A 13,922-nucleotide genomic window follows, 5' to 3' on the forward strand; every position below is an offset into this window, starting at 1 on the left:
GTAATGACGGGATGGATTTGCGCGCCAGCTGACCATTACTCCTCTACCATCCCTCCATCACTGGAACTCCCATGAGCGACATCAAGAAAGTAGTCCTTGCCTATTCCGGCGGTCTCGACACCTCCGTCATCCTGAAATGGCTGCAGGACAATTACAACTGCGAAATCGTCACCTTCACCGCCGACCTCGGCCAAGGCGAGGAACTGGAACCGGCGCGCGCCAAGGCGCTGAAATTCGGCATCAAGCCAGAGAATATCTATATCGACGATGTGCGCGAAGAGTTCGTGCGCGACTTCGTGTTCCCGATGTTCCGCGCCAACACCGTGTATGAAGGCGAATACCTGCTGGGCACCTCGATCGCACGTCCGCTGATCGCCAAGCGCCTGATCGAGATCGCCAACGAGACCGGCGCCGACGCCGTCTCGCACGGCGCGACCGGCAAGGGTAACGACCAAGTGCGCTTCGAGCTGGGCGCCTATGCATTGAAACCCGACGTCAAGATCATCGCCCCATGGCGCGAATGGGACCTGCTGTCGCGTGAAAAACTGCTGAAGTACGCCGAAGATGCCGGCATCGCGGTCGACATGAAGCACAAGAACGGCGGCGCGCCGTACTCGATGGACGCCAACCTGCTGCACATCTCCTTCGAAGGCCGCCACCTGGAAAACCCGAGCGCCGAAGCCGAGGAATCGATGTGGCGCTGGACCGTGTCGCCAGAACAGGCGCCGGACGAAGCCGAATACCTCGACCTCGAATACGAACGAGGCGATATCGTCGGCCTGAACGGCAAGCGCCTGTCGCCGGCTGCCGTCTTGACCGAGCTGAACCGCCTGGGCGGCAAGCACGGCATCGGCCGCCTGGACCTGGTGGAAAACCGTTATGTGGGCATGAAGTCGCGCGGCTGCTATGAAACCCCGGGCGGCACCATCATGCTGCGCGCGCACCGCGCGATCGAGTCGATCACGCTCGACCGCGAAGTGGCGCACCTGAAGGACGACCTGATGCCGCGCTACGCTTCGCTGATCTATAACGGCTACTGGTGGGCGCCGGAACGCGTCGCGCTGCAGACCCTGATCGACCACACCCAGGCGACCGTCAACGGCTGGGTGCGCATCAAGCTGTACAAGGGCAATGTGATCGTCGTGTCGCGCGATTCGAAGACCGATTCGCTGTTCGACATGAACATCGCCACCTTCGACGAAGACGGCGGCGCCTACAACCAGGCCGATGCGGGCGGCTTCATCAAGCTCAACGCCCTGCGCATGCGCATCGCCGCCAAGGCGCGCGCCAAGCGCGGGCAATAAGCGCGGCTAGTAAGCGCAGGCCTTTCACGCGGCGACGCGTGAACGACAAAAAGCCGCCCGGCGCAAGCCGGGCGGCTTTTTGTATTCAGGACGATACTAGAACAGGTGGCGCAGTCCCAGCGCGACGCTGTCGCCGGCGTCGAAGCCGGTCTGCTTGTCGCGCATATAGATCGCGTAGACGTCGGTGCGCTTCGACAGGAAGTGGTCGTAGCCGAGCGAGAACGTGCGCCGCACATTGTCCGCCACGGCGGCGCGCTCGCGCCTGGTGCGAGCGAACTCGGCCAGCACCGATCCTTGCGCCGTGACCGGGATCTTGATCCCGACATCGCGCGTCAGCGTGTCGTTGAGCGTGCCCTCGGCCTGCGATTTCACCATCGCGCCATGCAGCTTGACGACCTTGAAGTCATACGCGGCGCCGGCCAGGTAGCCTTTCTGCGCGGCCAGCGGCGCCGTCACCGGGATCCGGAAGCGCTGGGCCGAGAGCACCGCCGTGAAGGCACCTTTCACATAATTGGCATGCAGCCCGAGGTTGGCCGTGCCGCTGCTGCCCGCCACCTCGCCCAGGCCATAGATCACATTGCCCGCGAAGCCGTTGGTGCGCGGCGTGGCGTACTGGATCGCGTTGTTCCAGACCGTGTCGCCGACCAGCGCGCCGTTATAGCTGGCCACGAAGGAATGCAGCACCAGCGGCGAGAACGCCACCGAGATGCCGAACGGGCTCACCATGCCCATATTGATATAGGTAGGGTTGGTCTGGCGTCCCACGGTGAACTTGCCGAAGCCGCCCTCGATGCCGATGTAGGCATTGCGCGAGAACATCGGGTCGTTGACGTTGCGGCCCTGGGCGCCGGTATCGGTCTGGAAGAAGCTCTCCAGCGCGAAGATCACCTTGTAGCCGTCCCCCAGCCCTTCCGATCCGCGAATGCCCCAGTACGAGGTGGTCAGGCCGCCGTGGCCCACCTGGTTCACGGCTTGCGGGTCGCCGCTGCGTTCGATCCGGGCGCCGTAGGCGCCGACCAGGCCATACAGCTGGAGCGAGGTCGCGTCCTGGGCGGCCGCCCCCAGGGATGCGCCGGCCAGCAGCAGGCCTGCGCCTTGGCGCATGATGTGTGAAGTTCTCATGTATTGTAGTTGTAGGAGTGGAGAGGGCATGGCGCCGCCATGCCGCGGGTGCTGCGGGTGCTGCTGGCGCCGTGGAACGGCTTACTGCTTCTCGATGCCCGCCCTGGCGATCACCGCGCCCCATTTGGCGGTATCGGTTGCCAGCAGCTTGCTGGTCGATGCGGGAGTGCCGCCCTGGGCCACGATGCCCAGCGCCAGCAGGCGCGCCTTGACGTCGGGGTCGGCGACGGCGGCATTGATCTCGCGCGCCAGGCGGTCGATGACCGGTTGCGGCGTCTTCGCCGGCGCGGCCAGCGCGTTCCAGCTGGTCGCCTGGTAGTTCGGCAGGCCGCTCTCGGCCACGGTCGGCACGTTCGGCAAGCCGCCAAAGCGCTTGGCCGAAGTCACTGCGATCGCATTGAAGGCTCCCGACTTGATCTGCGGGAGCGCCGGGCTCAAGATCTCGAACGAGGCATTCAGTTCGCCGGTGCCGGTCGCGGTCAGCACTTCGGGCGACCCTTTATAGGGCACGATCAGGGCGTCGATGCCGGCCATTGAGACGAACAGTTCGGCCGCCAGGTTCTGCGTGCTGCCGCGGTTGATGGTGCCGATATTGAGCTTGCCCGGATTGGCCTTGGCATAGGCGATGAAGTCGGCCACCGACTTGACCGGCACCTGCTTGTTGACCAGCAGCGCCAGGTCGAAATAGCCGAGCGTCGAGATCGGCGCGAAATCCTTCTGCGTATCGAACGGCAGCTTCTTGAACAGGTTGGCGCTGACGGCGGTGCCGTTACTCATCAAGAACAGCGTGTAGCCATCGGGCCTGGCCTTGGCCACCGCATTGGCGGCGGCGATGCCGCCCGCGCCGGGACGGTTCTCGACGATGATCGGCTGGCCCATCGACTTGGCCATCTTTTGCGCCACCAGGCGCACCGTCAGGTCGGCCACGCCGCCCGGACCGAACGGCACGATGATGGTGATCAGTTTTTGGGGATAGTCCTGGGCGCTGGCGCCCAGCGACATGGTCAGCGACAGTGCGGCCAGGCCGACGGCCAGCCACCTCTTCTTTTGCATGATCATAGCGTGTCTCGGTTGTGGATCGGCACTTTTGGCAGTGCCTGTTGTGGATGGAAGCTGCGTGACTATTATTAATTTCCGTCCATTGCCCAACAACCATGTCTGCCACCTAACAGCTATCGCAAACCGTTATAGCTCGCATTCAAGGCCGGCGCAGCACGTCGCGCGCCACCCGCTCCAGGATGTCCAGCGTGGCCCGCTGGGTGCCGGTCGCCGGGCGGTCGGCGCCGGTGGCGATCGAGAGCAGCGGGAACAGGCCCGGATCGACGATGCGGCGCAGGGTGAACCGTTCGGGCTGGGCCGCGGTCAGCACGGCGTGGCGCGACAGCACCGCGCTGCCGACGCCGTCGGCCACCAGGTCGAGGATGGTGGCGACGCTGTTGACCTCCATCGCGATGCGCGGCTGGGCGCTGATGTTCAGCAGCGCGGTCTCCACGTGCATGCGCAGCGCGTTCGGCCGCGCCGGGATGATCAAGGGGTGGCGCGCGAGGTCGGCCAGCGCGATCGCGCCGTCGCCGCCCGTTTCGCCGCCGCCCTGCACCAGCAGCAGTTCGTCCTGCAATAGCGGACGCAGCTCGATGCCCGGCGTCGGCAGGGCGTTGTAGACCAGGGCGATGTCGAGCTGCCCGGTCAGCAGCGACTCTTGCATCGTCTTCGACAGGCCATCCAGGATGGACAGGCTGGCGTCCGGCATCGCCGCCTTGAAGGCGCGCGTGAGCGGCACCGCGAGGATCCGGCCCAGCGTGGGCGGCAGCCCGACCGCCACGCTGCCGGCCAGCGAACCGCGAACCCGCGACAGCTCTTCGCGCAGGCGTTCCATCTGGTGCAGCACGCCGCGGCTATGCTCGAGCAAGACCTTGCCGGCCTCGGTCAGCGTGATCCCGCGGCCGTTGCGCACCAGCAGGTTCTGGCGCAGCTCCACTTCGAGCAGGCGCACCTGGCGGCTCAGGGCCGGCTGCGCGATGTCGAGCACGATCGAGGCGCGCGTAAAACTGCCCAGTTCCGCCACCCGCACGAAATACGTCAATTGCTTGATATCCATTCGACCCCAAGAATGTTGCGTGTTCGCGCAATGATATAGCAATCCGCTATAGCTGCTAGATGGAGGCCGCCCTGTCCAGCGCCTGGCCGGCCCTCCACAATCTGTCCATGCAGACTGCCATCCCTACCCTGTTCATGCGCGGCGGCACTTCGCGCGGTCCGTTCTTCCTCGAATCTGACCTGCCGGCCGACCCCGCGACGCGCGACCGCGTGCTGCTGGCCGTCCTCGGCTCGCCCGACCGGCGCCAGATCGACGGCCTGGGCGGCGCCCATCCGCTGACCTCGAAGGCCGGCATCGTGCGCAAGAGCGCCACGCCGGGCGTCGACATCGACTTCCTGTTCGTCCAGCTGCAGCCCGACAGCGAGCGGGTCGACACCAGCGCGAACTGCGGCAATATGCTGGCCGCGGTCGCGCCGTTCGCGCTCGAAACCGGCCTGGCCGCGCCGACCGGCGCCACCACCACGCTGCGCGTCCTGACCCTCAACACCGGCATGCAGTGCGATATGACGGTGCAGACGCCGAATGGCCAGGTGAATTACGAAGGCACCGCCCGCATCGACGGCGTGCCCGGCGCCGCCGCCCCGGTCGATATCGACTTCCTCGATACCGCCGGCTCGGTCTGCGCCAGCCTGCTCCCGACCGGCAAGGTGAAGGACGTCATCGACGGCATCGAGGTCACCTGCATCGACAACGGCATGCCCCTGGTGCTGGTTCCCGCCGCGGCGCTCGGCCGCAGCGGCTATGAAGGCGTGGCCGAACTGAACGCCGACGCCGAACTCAAGACGCGGCTCGAGCGCCTGCGCCTGGCCTGCGGCCATGCCATGGGACTGGGCGACGTGGGCGACAAGAACTACCCGAAGATGACCCTGGTCGCGCCGCCCCGCCTTGGGGGCAGCGTGAGCACGCGCAGCTTCATCCCCCACGTCTGCCACGACGCGATCGGCGTGCTGGCCGCCGTCACGGTGGCCACCGCCTGCATGCTCGAGGGCTCGGTGGCCGACGGCATCGCCGTCGCGCCGGCCGGCGGCGGACGGATCTCGGTCGAGCATCCGGGCGGCGAATTCTCGGTCGACCTCGAAGTCGATCCCTCCGACCCACGCAACGTCAAGCGGGCCGCGCTGCTGCGCACCGCACGCCTCATCATGCGCGGCGACGTCATGGTGCCCCAAACGGTTTGGAAGAAAGGAAACACAGCTTGATCATCGATATCCACGGTCACTACACCACCGCGCCGCCGGCACTGGAAGCCTGGCGCAAACGGCAGATCGCCGGCCTGCACGACCGCGCGCTGGCCCCGTCGGCCGCCGAGCTGCGCATCGGCGACGACGAACTGCGCGAGAGCATCGCCAGCAACCAGCTCGGCAAGATGCGCGAACGCGGCATCGACCTGACCGTGTTCTCGCCGCGCGCGAGCTTCATGGCCCACCACATCGGCGACTTCGAGACCAGCGCCGCCTGGGCCGCGATCAATAACGAGCTATGCCACCGCGTGAGCCGGCTGTTCCCGGACAGCTTCGTCGGCGCCGCCATGCTGCCGCAGTCGCCCGGCGTCGATCCGGCCAGCTGCATCCCGGAACTGGAACGCTGCGTCAAGGAGTATGGCTTCGTCGCCATCAACCTGAACCCGGATCCATCGGGCGGCCACTGGACCAGCCCCCCACTGACCGACCGCCACTGGTATTCGGTCTACGAAAAGATGGTCGAGTACGACATCCCGGCGATGATCCATGTCTCGACCTCGTGCAACGCCTGCTTCCACACCACGGGCGCGCACTACATCAATGCCGACACCACGGCCTTCATGCAGCTCTTGAGCGGCGACCTGTTCGCCGACTTTCCGACCCTGAAGTTCGTCATCCCCCACGGCGGCGGCGCCGCGCCCTATCACTGGGGCCGCTATCGCGGCCTGGCCCAGGAAATGAAGAAACCGCTGCTGCAGGACCACCTGCTCGATAATGTGTTCTTCGATACCTGCGTCTACCACCAGCCGGGCATCGACCTGCTGACCAGGGTGATCCCGGTGCAGAACGTGCTGTTCGCCTCGGAAATGATCGGCGCCGTGCGCGGCATCGACCCCGAGACCGGCCACCATTACGACGACACCCGGCGCTACATCGACGCGGCCAATATCACCCCTGCCGAGCGCCACCAGATCTACGAGGGCAATGCGCGCCGCGTGTATCCACGGCTCGACGCCCTCCTTGCGGCGAAAGGACTATGACATGAACATGCCGACTCCACTCCACACCCAGCTGGGCGTCGTACGCCGCAATATCGTGCGCGCCGACGCCGCCGCCACCGAGGCGCTGGCCCGCTTCGGCAGCGCCACCGTGCATGAGGCAATGGGCCGCATGGGCCTGATGAAACCGTATATGCGCCCGATCCATTCCGCGCAGGTATCCGGCACTGCCGTGACGGTGCTGCTGCACCCGGGCGACAACTGGATGATGCACGTGGTGGCCGAACAGATCCGGCCCGGCGACATCGTGGTGGCCGCCATCACGGCCGACTGCAGCGACGGCTATTTCGGCGACCTGCTCGCGACCAGCTTCATGGCGCGCGGCGCGAAGGCGCTGGTGATCGACGCCGGCGTGCGCGACGTGCGCGAGCTGGGCGCCATGGGCTTCCCGGTCTGGAGCAAGGCGATCAGCGCCAAGGGCACCATCAAGGCCACGCTCGGCTCGGTCAACGTGCCGGTGGTGTGCGCCGGCGCCCTCGTGCAGCCAGGCGACGCGATCGTGGCCGACGACGATGGCGTGGTCGTGGTGCCGGCCGCCGACGTGGAGCGCGTGCGCGAGGCCGCCGCGAAACGCGAGGCCCTCGAAGCCGGCAAGCGCGCACAGCTCGCGGCCGGCGTGCTGGGACTGGACATGTACGCCATGCGCGGCCCGCTCGAGCAGGCCGGGCTGGTCTACATCGACTAGGGGACGACCATGCACGCCACCAAGACCCCGGGCTGGCTCGACTGGCATCCGGCGCCCTCCAGGCCGCGCTTCGCGCTGCCGGCGGGCGCGGTCGACGCCCACTGCCACGTGTTCGGCCCGGCCGCCGAATTCCCTTACGCGCCGGAGCGCAAGTACACGCCTTGCGACGCCGGCAAGCGCGAACTGTTCGCGCTGCGCGACCACCTGGGCTTTGCGCGCAACGTGATCGTGCAGGCCACCTGCCACGGCGCCGACAACCGCGCCCTGGTCGACGCCTGCCGCGCCTCGAACGGCCGCGCGCGCGGCGTGGCTACCGTGCGCCGCGACATCGGCGACGACGAGCTCAAGGCGCTGCACGAGGCCGGCGTGCGCGGCGTGCGCTTCAACTTCGTCAAGCGCCTGGTCGACTTTACGCCGAAGGAAGACCTGATGGACATCGCCGGCCGCATCGCCGCGCTGGGCTGGCACGTGGTCATCTATTTCGAAGCCCGCGACCTGCCCGAGCTATGGGATTTCTTCACCGCCCTGCCGACGATCGTCGTGGTCGACCACATGGGCCGGCCCGACGTCGGCCAGCCGGTCGATGGGCCTGAGTTCGCGTTATTCCTGGAATTCATGCGCCGCCATCCGAACGTCTGGTCCAAGGTGAGCTGCCCCGAGCGGCTGTCGCTGCGGGGCCCGGCCGCGCTGGACGGCGAGACCCATCCCTATCGCGACGTGGCGCCGTTCGCGCGCCGCATCGTGGAACAATTCCCGGACCGCGTCTTGTGGGGGACCGACTGGCCGCATCCGAACCTCAAGGACCATATGCCGGACGACGGGCTGCTGGTGGACTTCATCCCCCACATCGCGCCAACGCCGGAGCTGCAGCGCAAGCTGCTGGTCGATAATCCGATGCGGCTGTACTGGCCTGAAGAACGCTAGGCGTCCTGCCTACAAGAGGCCGAGCAACTGCAGCGCCGCCTTGCCGAGCGGGACCCGCTTGGCGGCGGCAGTCTCGTCGGTAATGTCGACGTTCAGGGCGAAGGCATACACCTTGCCGTCCTTTTCGACCCAGCCCACCCACCAGCCGATCTGGTTCTTGCGGTCATCCGGCATATACCATCCGGTCTTGGCATACAGGTTGGCGTTGTCGTCCTGGCGCACGATCTCGCGCACCGCCGCCATCGCCGGCTTCGGGAACGGCAGCTTGTCTTGCGCCAGGCGGCCCAAAAAGCGGGCCTGCTCGATCGCGCTGATCTTCAACGGGCCCTCGAGCCAGAAGGTGTCGACGACGGCGCCCGCGTCCATATTGCCGTAATCGAGCCGGCGCAGGCTTTCCTGCATGCGCGGCATGCCGATGCGGCGCGCCAGCTCCTTGTACACGGGAACGTTCGAGATCCGGATCGCCTCGCGCAGCGGCATGTCCCTGGCCCATTGCGGCAAATAAGTCGGGCCGCCGCCATAGGGCAGCACCTGGTCCACGCTGGATACCGCGCCGGTACTCAGTCCGATCAGCGAGTTCGGAATCTTGAAGGTCGAGGCCGGGACGTAGCGGATATGGGCACGCTGGCGATCGTGGCCCGTGTATTTGCCGGTGGCGACATCGTGCACGACCAAGGTGCCGGTCACGCCGGCCTGGTCGAACAGCTCCGTAATCCGCGCATTGTCGCGCCATACGATCGCCGGCGTTTTTGCTTCGGCCGCCAGCGTCTTGGCCAAGCGCGCGCGGCCCGTGTCGGCATAGGCGCGGCAGGCGGCCTTGTCGATGAAGGCGGCATTGCCGAGCTTTGCGCGCTGGGCATGGCGCTGCCACAGATCGCTTCCCTCCGGATGCGCCGAAACCAGCACATCGCATGGCAGCGCCGCGACCTTGGCGATCGAGCGCTCGATGTCGCTGCGTGCGTTCGGGTAGGCCGGGTCGCCGCCATACCGGAAGCCGCCGGAGCCGATGGCATTCAGGCTGTCGGCGTAGACCATATTGATGCGCTTGCCGCCATCGTTCGAGGTCCAGGTCCAGGTCGAGCCGCCTTGCGTGTGGCCAGGCGTCGCGTGCATGGTGACGGCCAGCGGGCCGACCTCGATCGTTTCGCCGTCGCGCACGATGCCGACATGATTCACCGGCGCCATGTCGGTCAGCGACGTGTATTGCGGATCGCCGCGGCTGGCCTTGCCGGTACGCAGGACCGGCGCCGCGGCGGGGCTGGCCTTGACCTCGGCGCCGGACAGGCGCTGCAGTTCGGCGATCCCGCCCGCGTGGTCGAAATGCTCGTGCGAGTTGAGGATGAAGCGGATGTCCTCGACCTTGAAACCGAGCTTGCGGACATTGGCCGCGATCTGGCTTGCGGCTTCCGGAATGGCGCCATCGATCAGGATATGGCCCTGCTTCGAGGTGATCAGCACGGCGCTGAGCCCACGGGTGCCGACGTAATAGCTGTCGCTGGAGAGCGCGAACGGTTCCTGTGGCGTATTCCAGTCGCTGGCCGCTGCCGGATGTACGCACGCGACGAGGCCAGCCGCGGCCAATGCCAGGCTTGTGATCTTCATGGGATGTCCTTGTGTGGGAGTTTAGAGCGCGTCCAGCCTTGACGGCAGTTCGCGCAGGAAGGCTTCTTTCAATAGCGGCCCGGCCGCGCGCTCCGGGTGCTGGCGGTCGAGGGTCATGCGTGTGAACACGATCGTGCGCCCTCCCTTGCTGGCCCAGCCGACGAACCAGCCATAGGAGCGCGCCGGCTCTTGCGTGCCGGCCGGCTGCTCGAGCACGGCGGTGCCGGTCTTGGCATACACGTCCCAGCCGTTCGGCAGCGTGGGCAGGCGCAGCAGGGTCGCCGTCGTGTCGTAGGCTTGCGGGGACAGGCCCAGTTCGCGGTTCACGACCTTGCGCAGGAAAGCCGCCTGCTCCCCTGCCGAGATCTGCAGCGAGGAACCGATCCAGGCATCGGTCACGCCGCCCGACAGGTCGCGGTTGCCGTAGTCGAAGCGCCCCAGGTAGGACTGCAAGGCGGCTAGACCGAGCCGCGACGTGACCTGCTGCGCATACCACACGGTCGAATTGCGGATCCAGCCGGTGGGATCGGTGGTCGTGCGCCAGGCCGGCAGCCAGTCGATATAGCCCTGCCTGAACGGCAGCGCCGGCGTGTGGGCGTCGACCAGGATGCCGGCGTCATAACCCATCAGGCTGACGACGATATTGAAGGTGGAGGCCGGCGTGGCGCGCACGCCGCAGTCGCCCTGCTCGACCAGGCGCGCGCCGCTCGCGGCGTCGAGCATCAGGGTGCAATCGAGCCTCGAAGGCTGGCTGGTCCAGGCCAGCGCCGGCTGCAGCGCCAGGTTGGCGCCGAAGGCCAGCGCCAGGATCGCGCATCCCGCACCGCGGGCCAGGGCCGTATGGCGCGCGGTGCCTGGGGCGCGGATCAGCTCGACCCGGGCCGCCAGGGTATCCGGGGTGACGCCGCCAAACGCCAGCGCCCCGTGCACCGCGTGGTGCTGCATGCGCAGCTGGGCGACGAGCGCCGCAGCGTAGGCGCGGCGCTCGCGCGGCGGCCGGCCGCGCAACACGTCGCGGTCGCAGCCGAGTTCCTGCGCCCAGCTGAGTTTTTCGCGCAAGCTGCGCATCGCCGGATTGAACCAGCACAGCGCCTGCAGCATGGCGCCCAAGGTCAGCCACCACAGGTCGCCGCGGCGCCAGTGCGTCAGTTCGTGGGCCACGATCAGTTCGCGCTGCAGCGGGTCGATGTCGCGCAAGCCACGTGGCAGCAACAGGCATGGCCTGAACGGGCCGACCAGCATCGGCGGGATCGGGGCGTCGACTTCGACGATGGCCGGCTGCGCTGCATGCGCCTGGTGCGCGCCGCCCCGTATCAGCCGATCCAGCGTCCGCTGGCCGCGCCACAGGCGGCCGAGCATCCACGCCAGGCCGGCCGCATAGGCCAGCACCCAGGTCCAGGCCAGCCACGCCAGCGGCGAACGCCGGTGGACGGTGTCGGCCAGCATGCCGGCGACGCCCTCGGGCGCCGTCGAAGCCACGGACTGATTCGCCGCCGCGGCGCTCACATCGACTTCGAACACCGGCCGCATGGGCGCCTGCTGGGCAGGCGGCATCAGCAGCAGCACGAAAGTGGCCGCGATCGCGACTTGCGCCAGCAGCCAGGTCGAGCGCTGCATGCCCAGCGCCGGCAGCCAGCGCCGCGCCAGCCACGCCGCGCCCCATACCGCCAGCCCGGCCGCCAGGCAGCCGGCGCTGGCGAACAGGAAGCGGATCGCGAGCTGGTCGAGCGCGGTCATGGCGCGCCGTCTTTCTCGTCCGGCCAGTCGTTCAGGAGCTGCTCCAGGCGCGCCAGCTCGGCATCGTCGACCAGTTTGCTGCCAGTGAACATATTGACCGGCAGCGGTGTATCGATCTCCATCACGCGCCGGCCGAAATCATGGGCGAAGGCGGCCAGGGTGTCGACCTTGTCGCTCGCCGCCTCGTAGACCTGCACGCCATGGCGCAGCTCCTGGCGCACCATGTTTTTCTCCAGCATGCGTTCGAGCGTCTTGCGGGTCGACGAATACGACCACGCCAGTTCCCCGACCACGGCATCGTGGATTTCGCGGGCGCTCAGCGGCTGCCGGCGCCACAAGGCCTTGAGCAGACTCAGTTCGGACATCGAGGGGACAGGCATGGGTACGACTCCATCTTGCGACTATTGACGCAATCATGCGACAACTGTCGCATGCCTGTCAACTAGTTGCGCAAATCGTCGACCGGTTCGCTGCCGAAGCCCGGCGCCAGCAGGTAGTCGGCCAGCTTCTTCGCGCAAACCGCGGGCGAGTCGAGGGCGCCGCCCTCCTTCAGCGCAACGAATCGCTCGCGCAGCGGGAAGTCCGCATCCGGCGTGGCGCGGATCGCGGCCTGCATATCGGTATCGATCACGCCCGGCGCCAGGCTGCAGGCAAGCACCCGCGCGCCGCCTGCGCGCATGCCGCCATCGAGCAGCACCGCGCGCGCATGCTGGTCGAGCGCGGCCTTGGTCGCGCAATACACGGCCCAGCCGGGATAGGCATTGCGCGCCGCGCCGCTCGAGACGTGCAGGATGCGCCGCTCGGCCTTGGGCGCGGCCTGGACGAAGGCGGCGGCCAGCGCCAGCGGCGCCCCGACATTGAGCGACACCGCGCGCAGCACCTCTGCGGGATCTTGCGCGGCGAGCGGGCCGACCGGGGTGACGACGCCGGCATTGTTCACCAGCAGCGCCTGGCTGGCGTCGGCCAGGAATTCGCGCAAGGTGGCGCCCGCCAGCCATGCCTGCAAGGCGGCCGGGTCGGCCATGTCGACCTCGGCCTGGTCGATGCCCGCCAGTGGCGAACGGCCGCGCGCCAGGCCCAGCACGGCAACGCCGCGCGCCTGCAATTCGGCCGCGATCGCGGCCCCGAGGCCACGGGTGTGGCCGGTGACGATGGCTTTCTTCATCCTGGGTTCCTCAAATGAATACGGGTTCGGGTTCGAGCGCCACGCCATAGCGCGCCGCCACGTCGGACTGGATCGCCCGTGCCAGGCGCACCACGTCGGCCCCCTCGGCGCCGCCCAGGTTCACCAACACCAGCGCCTGCTTGTGGTAGACGCCGGCCGGGCCGATATGGCGCCCCTTCCAGCCGCACTGGTCGATCAGCCAGCCCGCCGCCAGCTTCTCGCTGCCGTCCGGCTGGGCATGGTGGACGAGGTTCGGATACGTCTCGAGCAGGATCCGGCATTCCTCGCCCGACACCACCGGATTCTTGAAGAAGCTGCCGGCATTGCCGATCTCGAGCGGATCGGGCAGCTTGCGGCGGCGGATCGCTTCGACGATGGCGCCGACATCGCGGGGCGTGGGCGCGGCCAGACCCGCCTCTTGCACCGCGTTGGCCAGTTCGGCATAGCGCAGGTTCGGCTGCCAAGCCGCCGGCAGGGCGAAGGTCACATCCAGCACGATCAGCTCGCGGCCGTCGGCCTGCTTGAAGATGCTGTCGCGGTAGCCGAAGCGACAGGCGGCGGCGTCCAGGGTACGGATCTCTCCGCTGGCCATGTCGAAGGCCGTGAGGCTGTGGAATACATCCTTGGTTTCTACGCCATACGCCCCCACGTTCTGGATAGGCGCGGCGCCCACGGTGCCGGGGATCAGCGACAGGTTTTCGAGACCGCCCAGGCCCTGTTCCAGCGTGTACTGGACGAAGGCGTGCCAATTCTCGCCAGCCTGGGCCCGCACCAGGATCTTGCCGCCCTGCTCGCCCAGGACCTCGCGCCCCTGGCCGGCCATGTGCAGCACCAGGCCATCGAAGTCTTGCGTGAACAGCAGGTTGCTGCCGCCCCCAAGCACCAGGCGCGGCAAGGCGGCGAGGGCGGGATCGGCGCGCACCGCCGTCAATTGCCCGGCGCCGGTGACGCGCAGGTATTGACGCGCCACGGCGGGGATGCGGAAGGTGTTCAAGCCGGCGAGCGGCTGGTCGTGGACGATGGGCAGGTCTGGGTGCATGACTTAA

Annotated in this window: 13 protein-coding genes; 5 read left to right on the forward strand and 8 right to left on the reverse strand. The window is 67.5% G+C overall.

The annotated features are described in order from the left end of the window. Positions 1–71 precede the first annotated feature (71 nt). Positions 72–1,304, forward strand: coding sequence for an argininosuccinate synthase (locus E8M83_RS23020; RefSeq protein ID WP_137175690.1), 1,233 nt, complete (start codon positions 72–74; stop codon positions 1,302–1,304). A 96-nt stretch (positions 1,305–1,400) separates the two neighbouring features. Here the strand turns inward: E8M83_RS23020 and E8M83_RS23025 are convergent, their stop codons facing one another. The 3 genes from E8M83_RS23025 to E8M83_RS23035 form a co-directional block, all read right to left on the reverse strand. Next, complete coding sequence (locus E8M83_RS23025; protein WP_170976900.1) at positions 1,401–2,408, reverse strand: porin; 1,008 nt, start codon at positions 2,406–2,408, stop codon at positions 1,401–1,403. Positions 2,409–2,507: 99 nt separating this feature from the next. Continuing rightward, complete coding sequence (locus E8M83_RS23030) at positions 2,508–3,479, reverse strand: tripartite tricarboxylate transporter substrate binding protein (protein WP_137175692.1); 972 nt, start codon at positions 3,477–3,479, stop codon at positions 2,508–2,510. Between the two features lie 145 nt (positions 3,480–3,624). Continuing rightward, complete coding sequence (locus tag E8M83_RS23035) at positions 3,625–4,524, reverse strand: LysR substrate-binding domain-containing protein (RefSeq protein ID WP_137175693.1); 900 nt, start codon at positions 4,522–4,524, stop codon at positions 3,625–3,627. 107 nt (positions 4,525–4,631) lie between these two features. On the opposite strand from E8M83_RS23035, the gene E8M83_RS23040 reads away from it, so the two are divergent. From E8M83_RS23040 to E8M83_RS23055, 4 genes are read left to right on the forward strand one after another with little or no spacing between them, the layout of a single operon-like run. Then, on the forward strand, positions 4,632–5,723 hold the full coding sequence (locus E8M83_RS23040) for a 4-oxalomesaconate tautomerase (RefSeq protein WP_137175694.1): 1,092 nt from the start codon (positions 4,632–4,634) through the stop codon (positions 5,721–5,723). Beyond that, positions 5,720–6,745 (forward strand): amidohydrolase family protein, encoded by a 1,026-nt coding sequence (locus E8M83_RS23045; protein WP_137175695.1) that lies wholly within the window; start codon positions 5,720–5,722, stop codon positions 6,743–6,745. The genes E8M83_RS23040 and E8M83_RS23045 overlap by 4 nt, the downstream gene beginning before the upstream one ends. Positions 6,746–6,752: 7 nt before the next feature. After that, entirely contained in the window at positions 6,753–7,448 is a 696-nt protein-coding gene (gene ligK, locus E8M83_RS23050; RefSeq protein WP_137175696.1) for a 4-carboxy-4-hydroxy-2-oxoadipate aldolase/oxaloacetate decarboxylase, read from the forward strand. 9 nt (positions 7,449–7,457) lie between these two features. After that, entirely contained in the window at positions 7,458–8,372 is a 915-nt protein-coding gene (locus E8M83_RS23055; RefSeq protein WP_137175697.1) for an amidohydrolase family protein, read from the forward strand. A 9-nt stretch (positions 8,373–8,381) separates the two neighbouring features. On the opposite strand, the gene bla is transcribed toward E8M83_RS23055, so the two are convergent. From bla to murB, 5 genes are all read right to left on the reverse strand, one after another. Next, complete coding sequence (bla, locus tag E8M83_RS26150; RefSeq protein WP_206077510.1) at positions 8,382–9,974, reverse strand: subclass B3 metallo-beta-lactamase; 1,593 nt, start codon at positions 9,972–9,974, stop codon at positions 8,382–8,384. Between the two features lie 21 nt (positions 9,975–9,995). Continuing rightward, positions 9,996–11,711, reverse strand: coding sequence for a M56 family metallopeptidase (locus tag E8M83_RS23070; protein ID WP_137175698.1), 1,716 nt, complete (start codon positions 11,709–11,711; stop codon positions 9,996–9,998). Further along, on the reverse strand, positions 11,708–12,091 hold the full coding sequence (locus E8M83_RS23075) for a BlaI/MecI/CopY family transcriptional regulator (RefSeq protein ID WP_137175699.1): 384 nt from the start codon (positions 12,089–12,091) through the stop codon (positions 11,708–11,710). Before E8M83_RS23075 ends, E8M83_RS23070 begins: the two co-directional genes overlap by 4 nt. Before the next feature lie 62 nt (positions 12,092–12,153). Next, on the reverse strand, positions 12,154–12,876 hold the full coding sequence (locus E8M83_RS23080) for an SDR family oxidoreductase (protein WP_137175700.1): 723 nt from the start codon (positions 12,874–12,876) through the stop codon (positions 12,154–12,156). Between the two features lie 10 nt (positions 12,877–12,886). Further along, a complete protein-coding gene (gene murB / locus E8M83_RS23085) occupies positions 12,887–13,915 on the reverse strand; it encodes a UDP-N-acetylmuramate dehydrogenase (RefSeq protein WP_137175701.1) in 1,029 nt (342 codons plus the stop codon). Positions 13,916–13,922: the final 7 nt, after the last annotated feature.

Source organism: Massilia sp. HP4 (assembly GCF_005222695.1).
Classification (GTDB): domain Bacteria; phylum Pseudomonadota; class Gammaproteobacteria; order Burkholderiales; family Burkholderiaceae_D; genus Telluria.

Bases quoted from the DNA above. Each gene is read 5' to 3' on its own strand.
- E8M83_RS23020 (WP_137175690.1), top strand. From the start codon at position 72: ATGAGCGACATCAAGAAAGTAGTCCTTGCCTATTCCGGCGGTCTCGAC.
- E8M83_RS23025 (WP_170976900.1), bottom strand. From the start codon at position 2,408: ATGCGCCAAGGCGCAGGCCTGCTGCTGGCCGGCGCATCCCTGGGGGCG.
- E8M83_RS23030 (WP_137175692.1), bottom strand. From the start codon at position 3,479: ATGCAAAAGAAGAGGTGGCTGGCCGTCGGCCTGGCCGCACTGTCGCTG.
- E8M83_RS23035 (WP_137175693.1), bottom strand. From the start codon at position 4,524: ATGGATATCAAGCAATTGACGTATTTCGTGCGGGTGGCGGAACTGGGC.
- E8M83_RS23040 (WP_137175694.1), top strand. From the start codon at position 4,632: ATGCAGACTGCCATCCCTACCCTGTTCATGCGCGGCGGCACTTCGCGC.
- ligK (WP_137175696.1), top strand. From the start codon at position 6,753: ATGCCGACTCCACTCCACACCCAGCTGGGCGTCGTACGCCGCAATATC.
- E8M83_RS23055 (WP_137175697.1), top strand. From the start codon at position 7,458: ATGCACGCCACCAAGACCCCGGGCTGGCTCGACTGGCATCCGGCGCCC.
- bla (WP_206077510.1), bottom strand. From the start codon at position 9,974: ATGAAGATCACAAGCCTGGCATTGGCCGCGGCTGGCCTCGTCGCGTGC.
- E8M83_RS23070 (WP_137175698.1), bottom strand. From the start codon at position 11,711: ATGACCGCGCTCGACCAGCTCGCGATCCGCTTCCTGTTCGCCAGCGCC.
- E8M83_RS23075 (WP_137175699.1), bottom strand. From the start codon at position 12,091: ATGCCTGTCCCCTCGATGTCCGAACTGAGTCTGCTCAAGGCCTTGTGG.
- E8M83_RS23080 (WP_137175700.1), bottom strand. From the start codon at position 12,876: ATGAAGAAAGCCATCGTCACCGGCCACACCCGTGGCCTCGGGGCCGCG.
- murB (WP_137175701.1), bottom strand. From the start codon at position 13,915: ATGCACCCAGACCTGCCCATCGTCCACGACCAGCCGCTCGCCGGCTTG.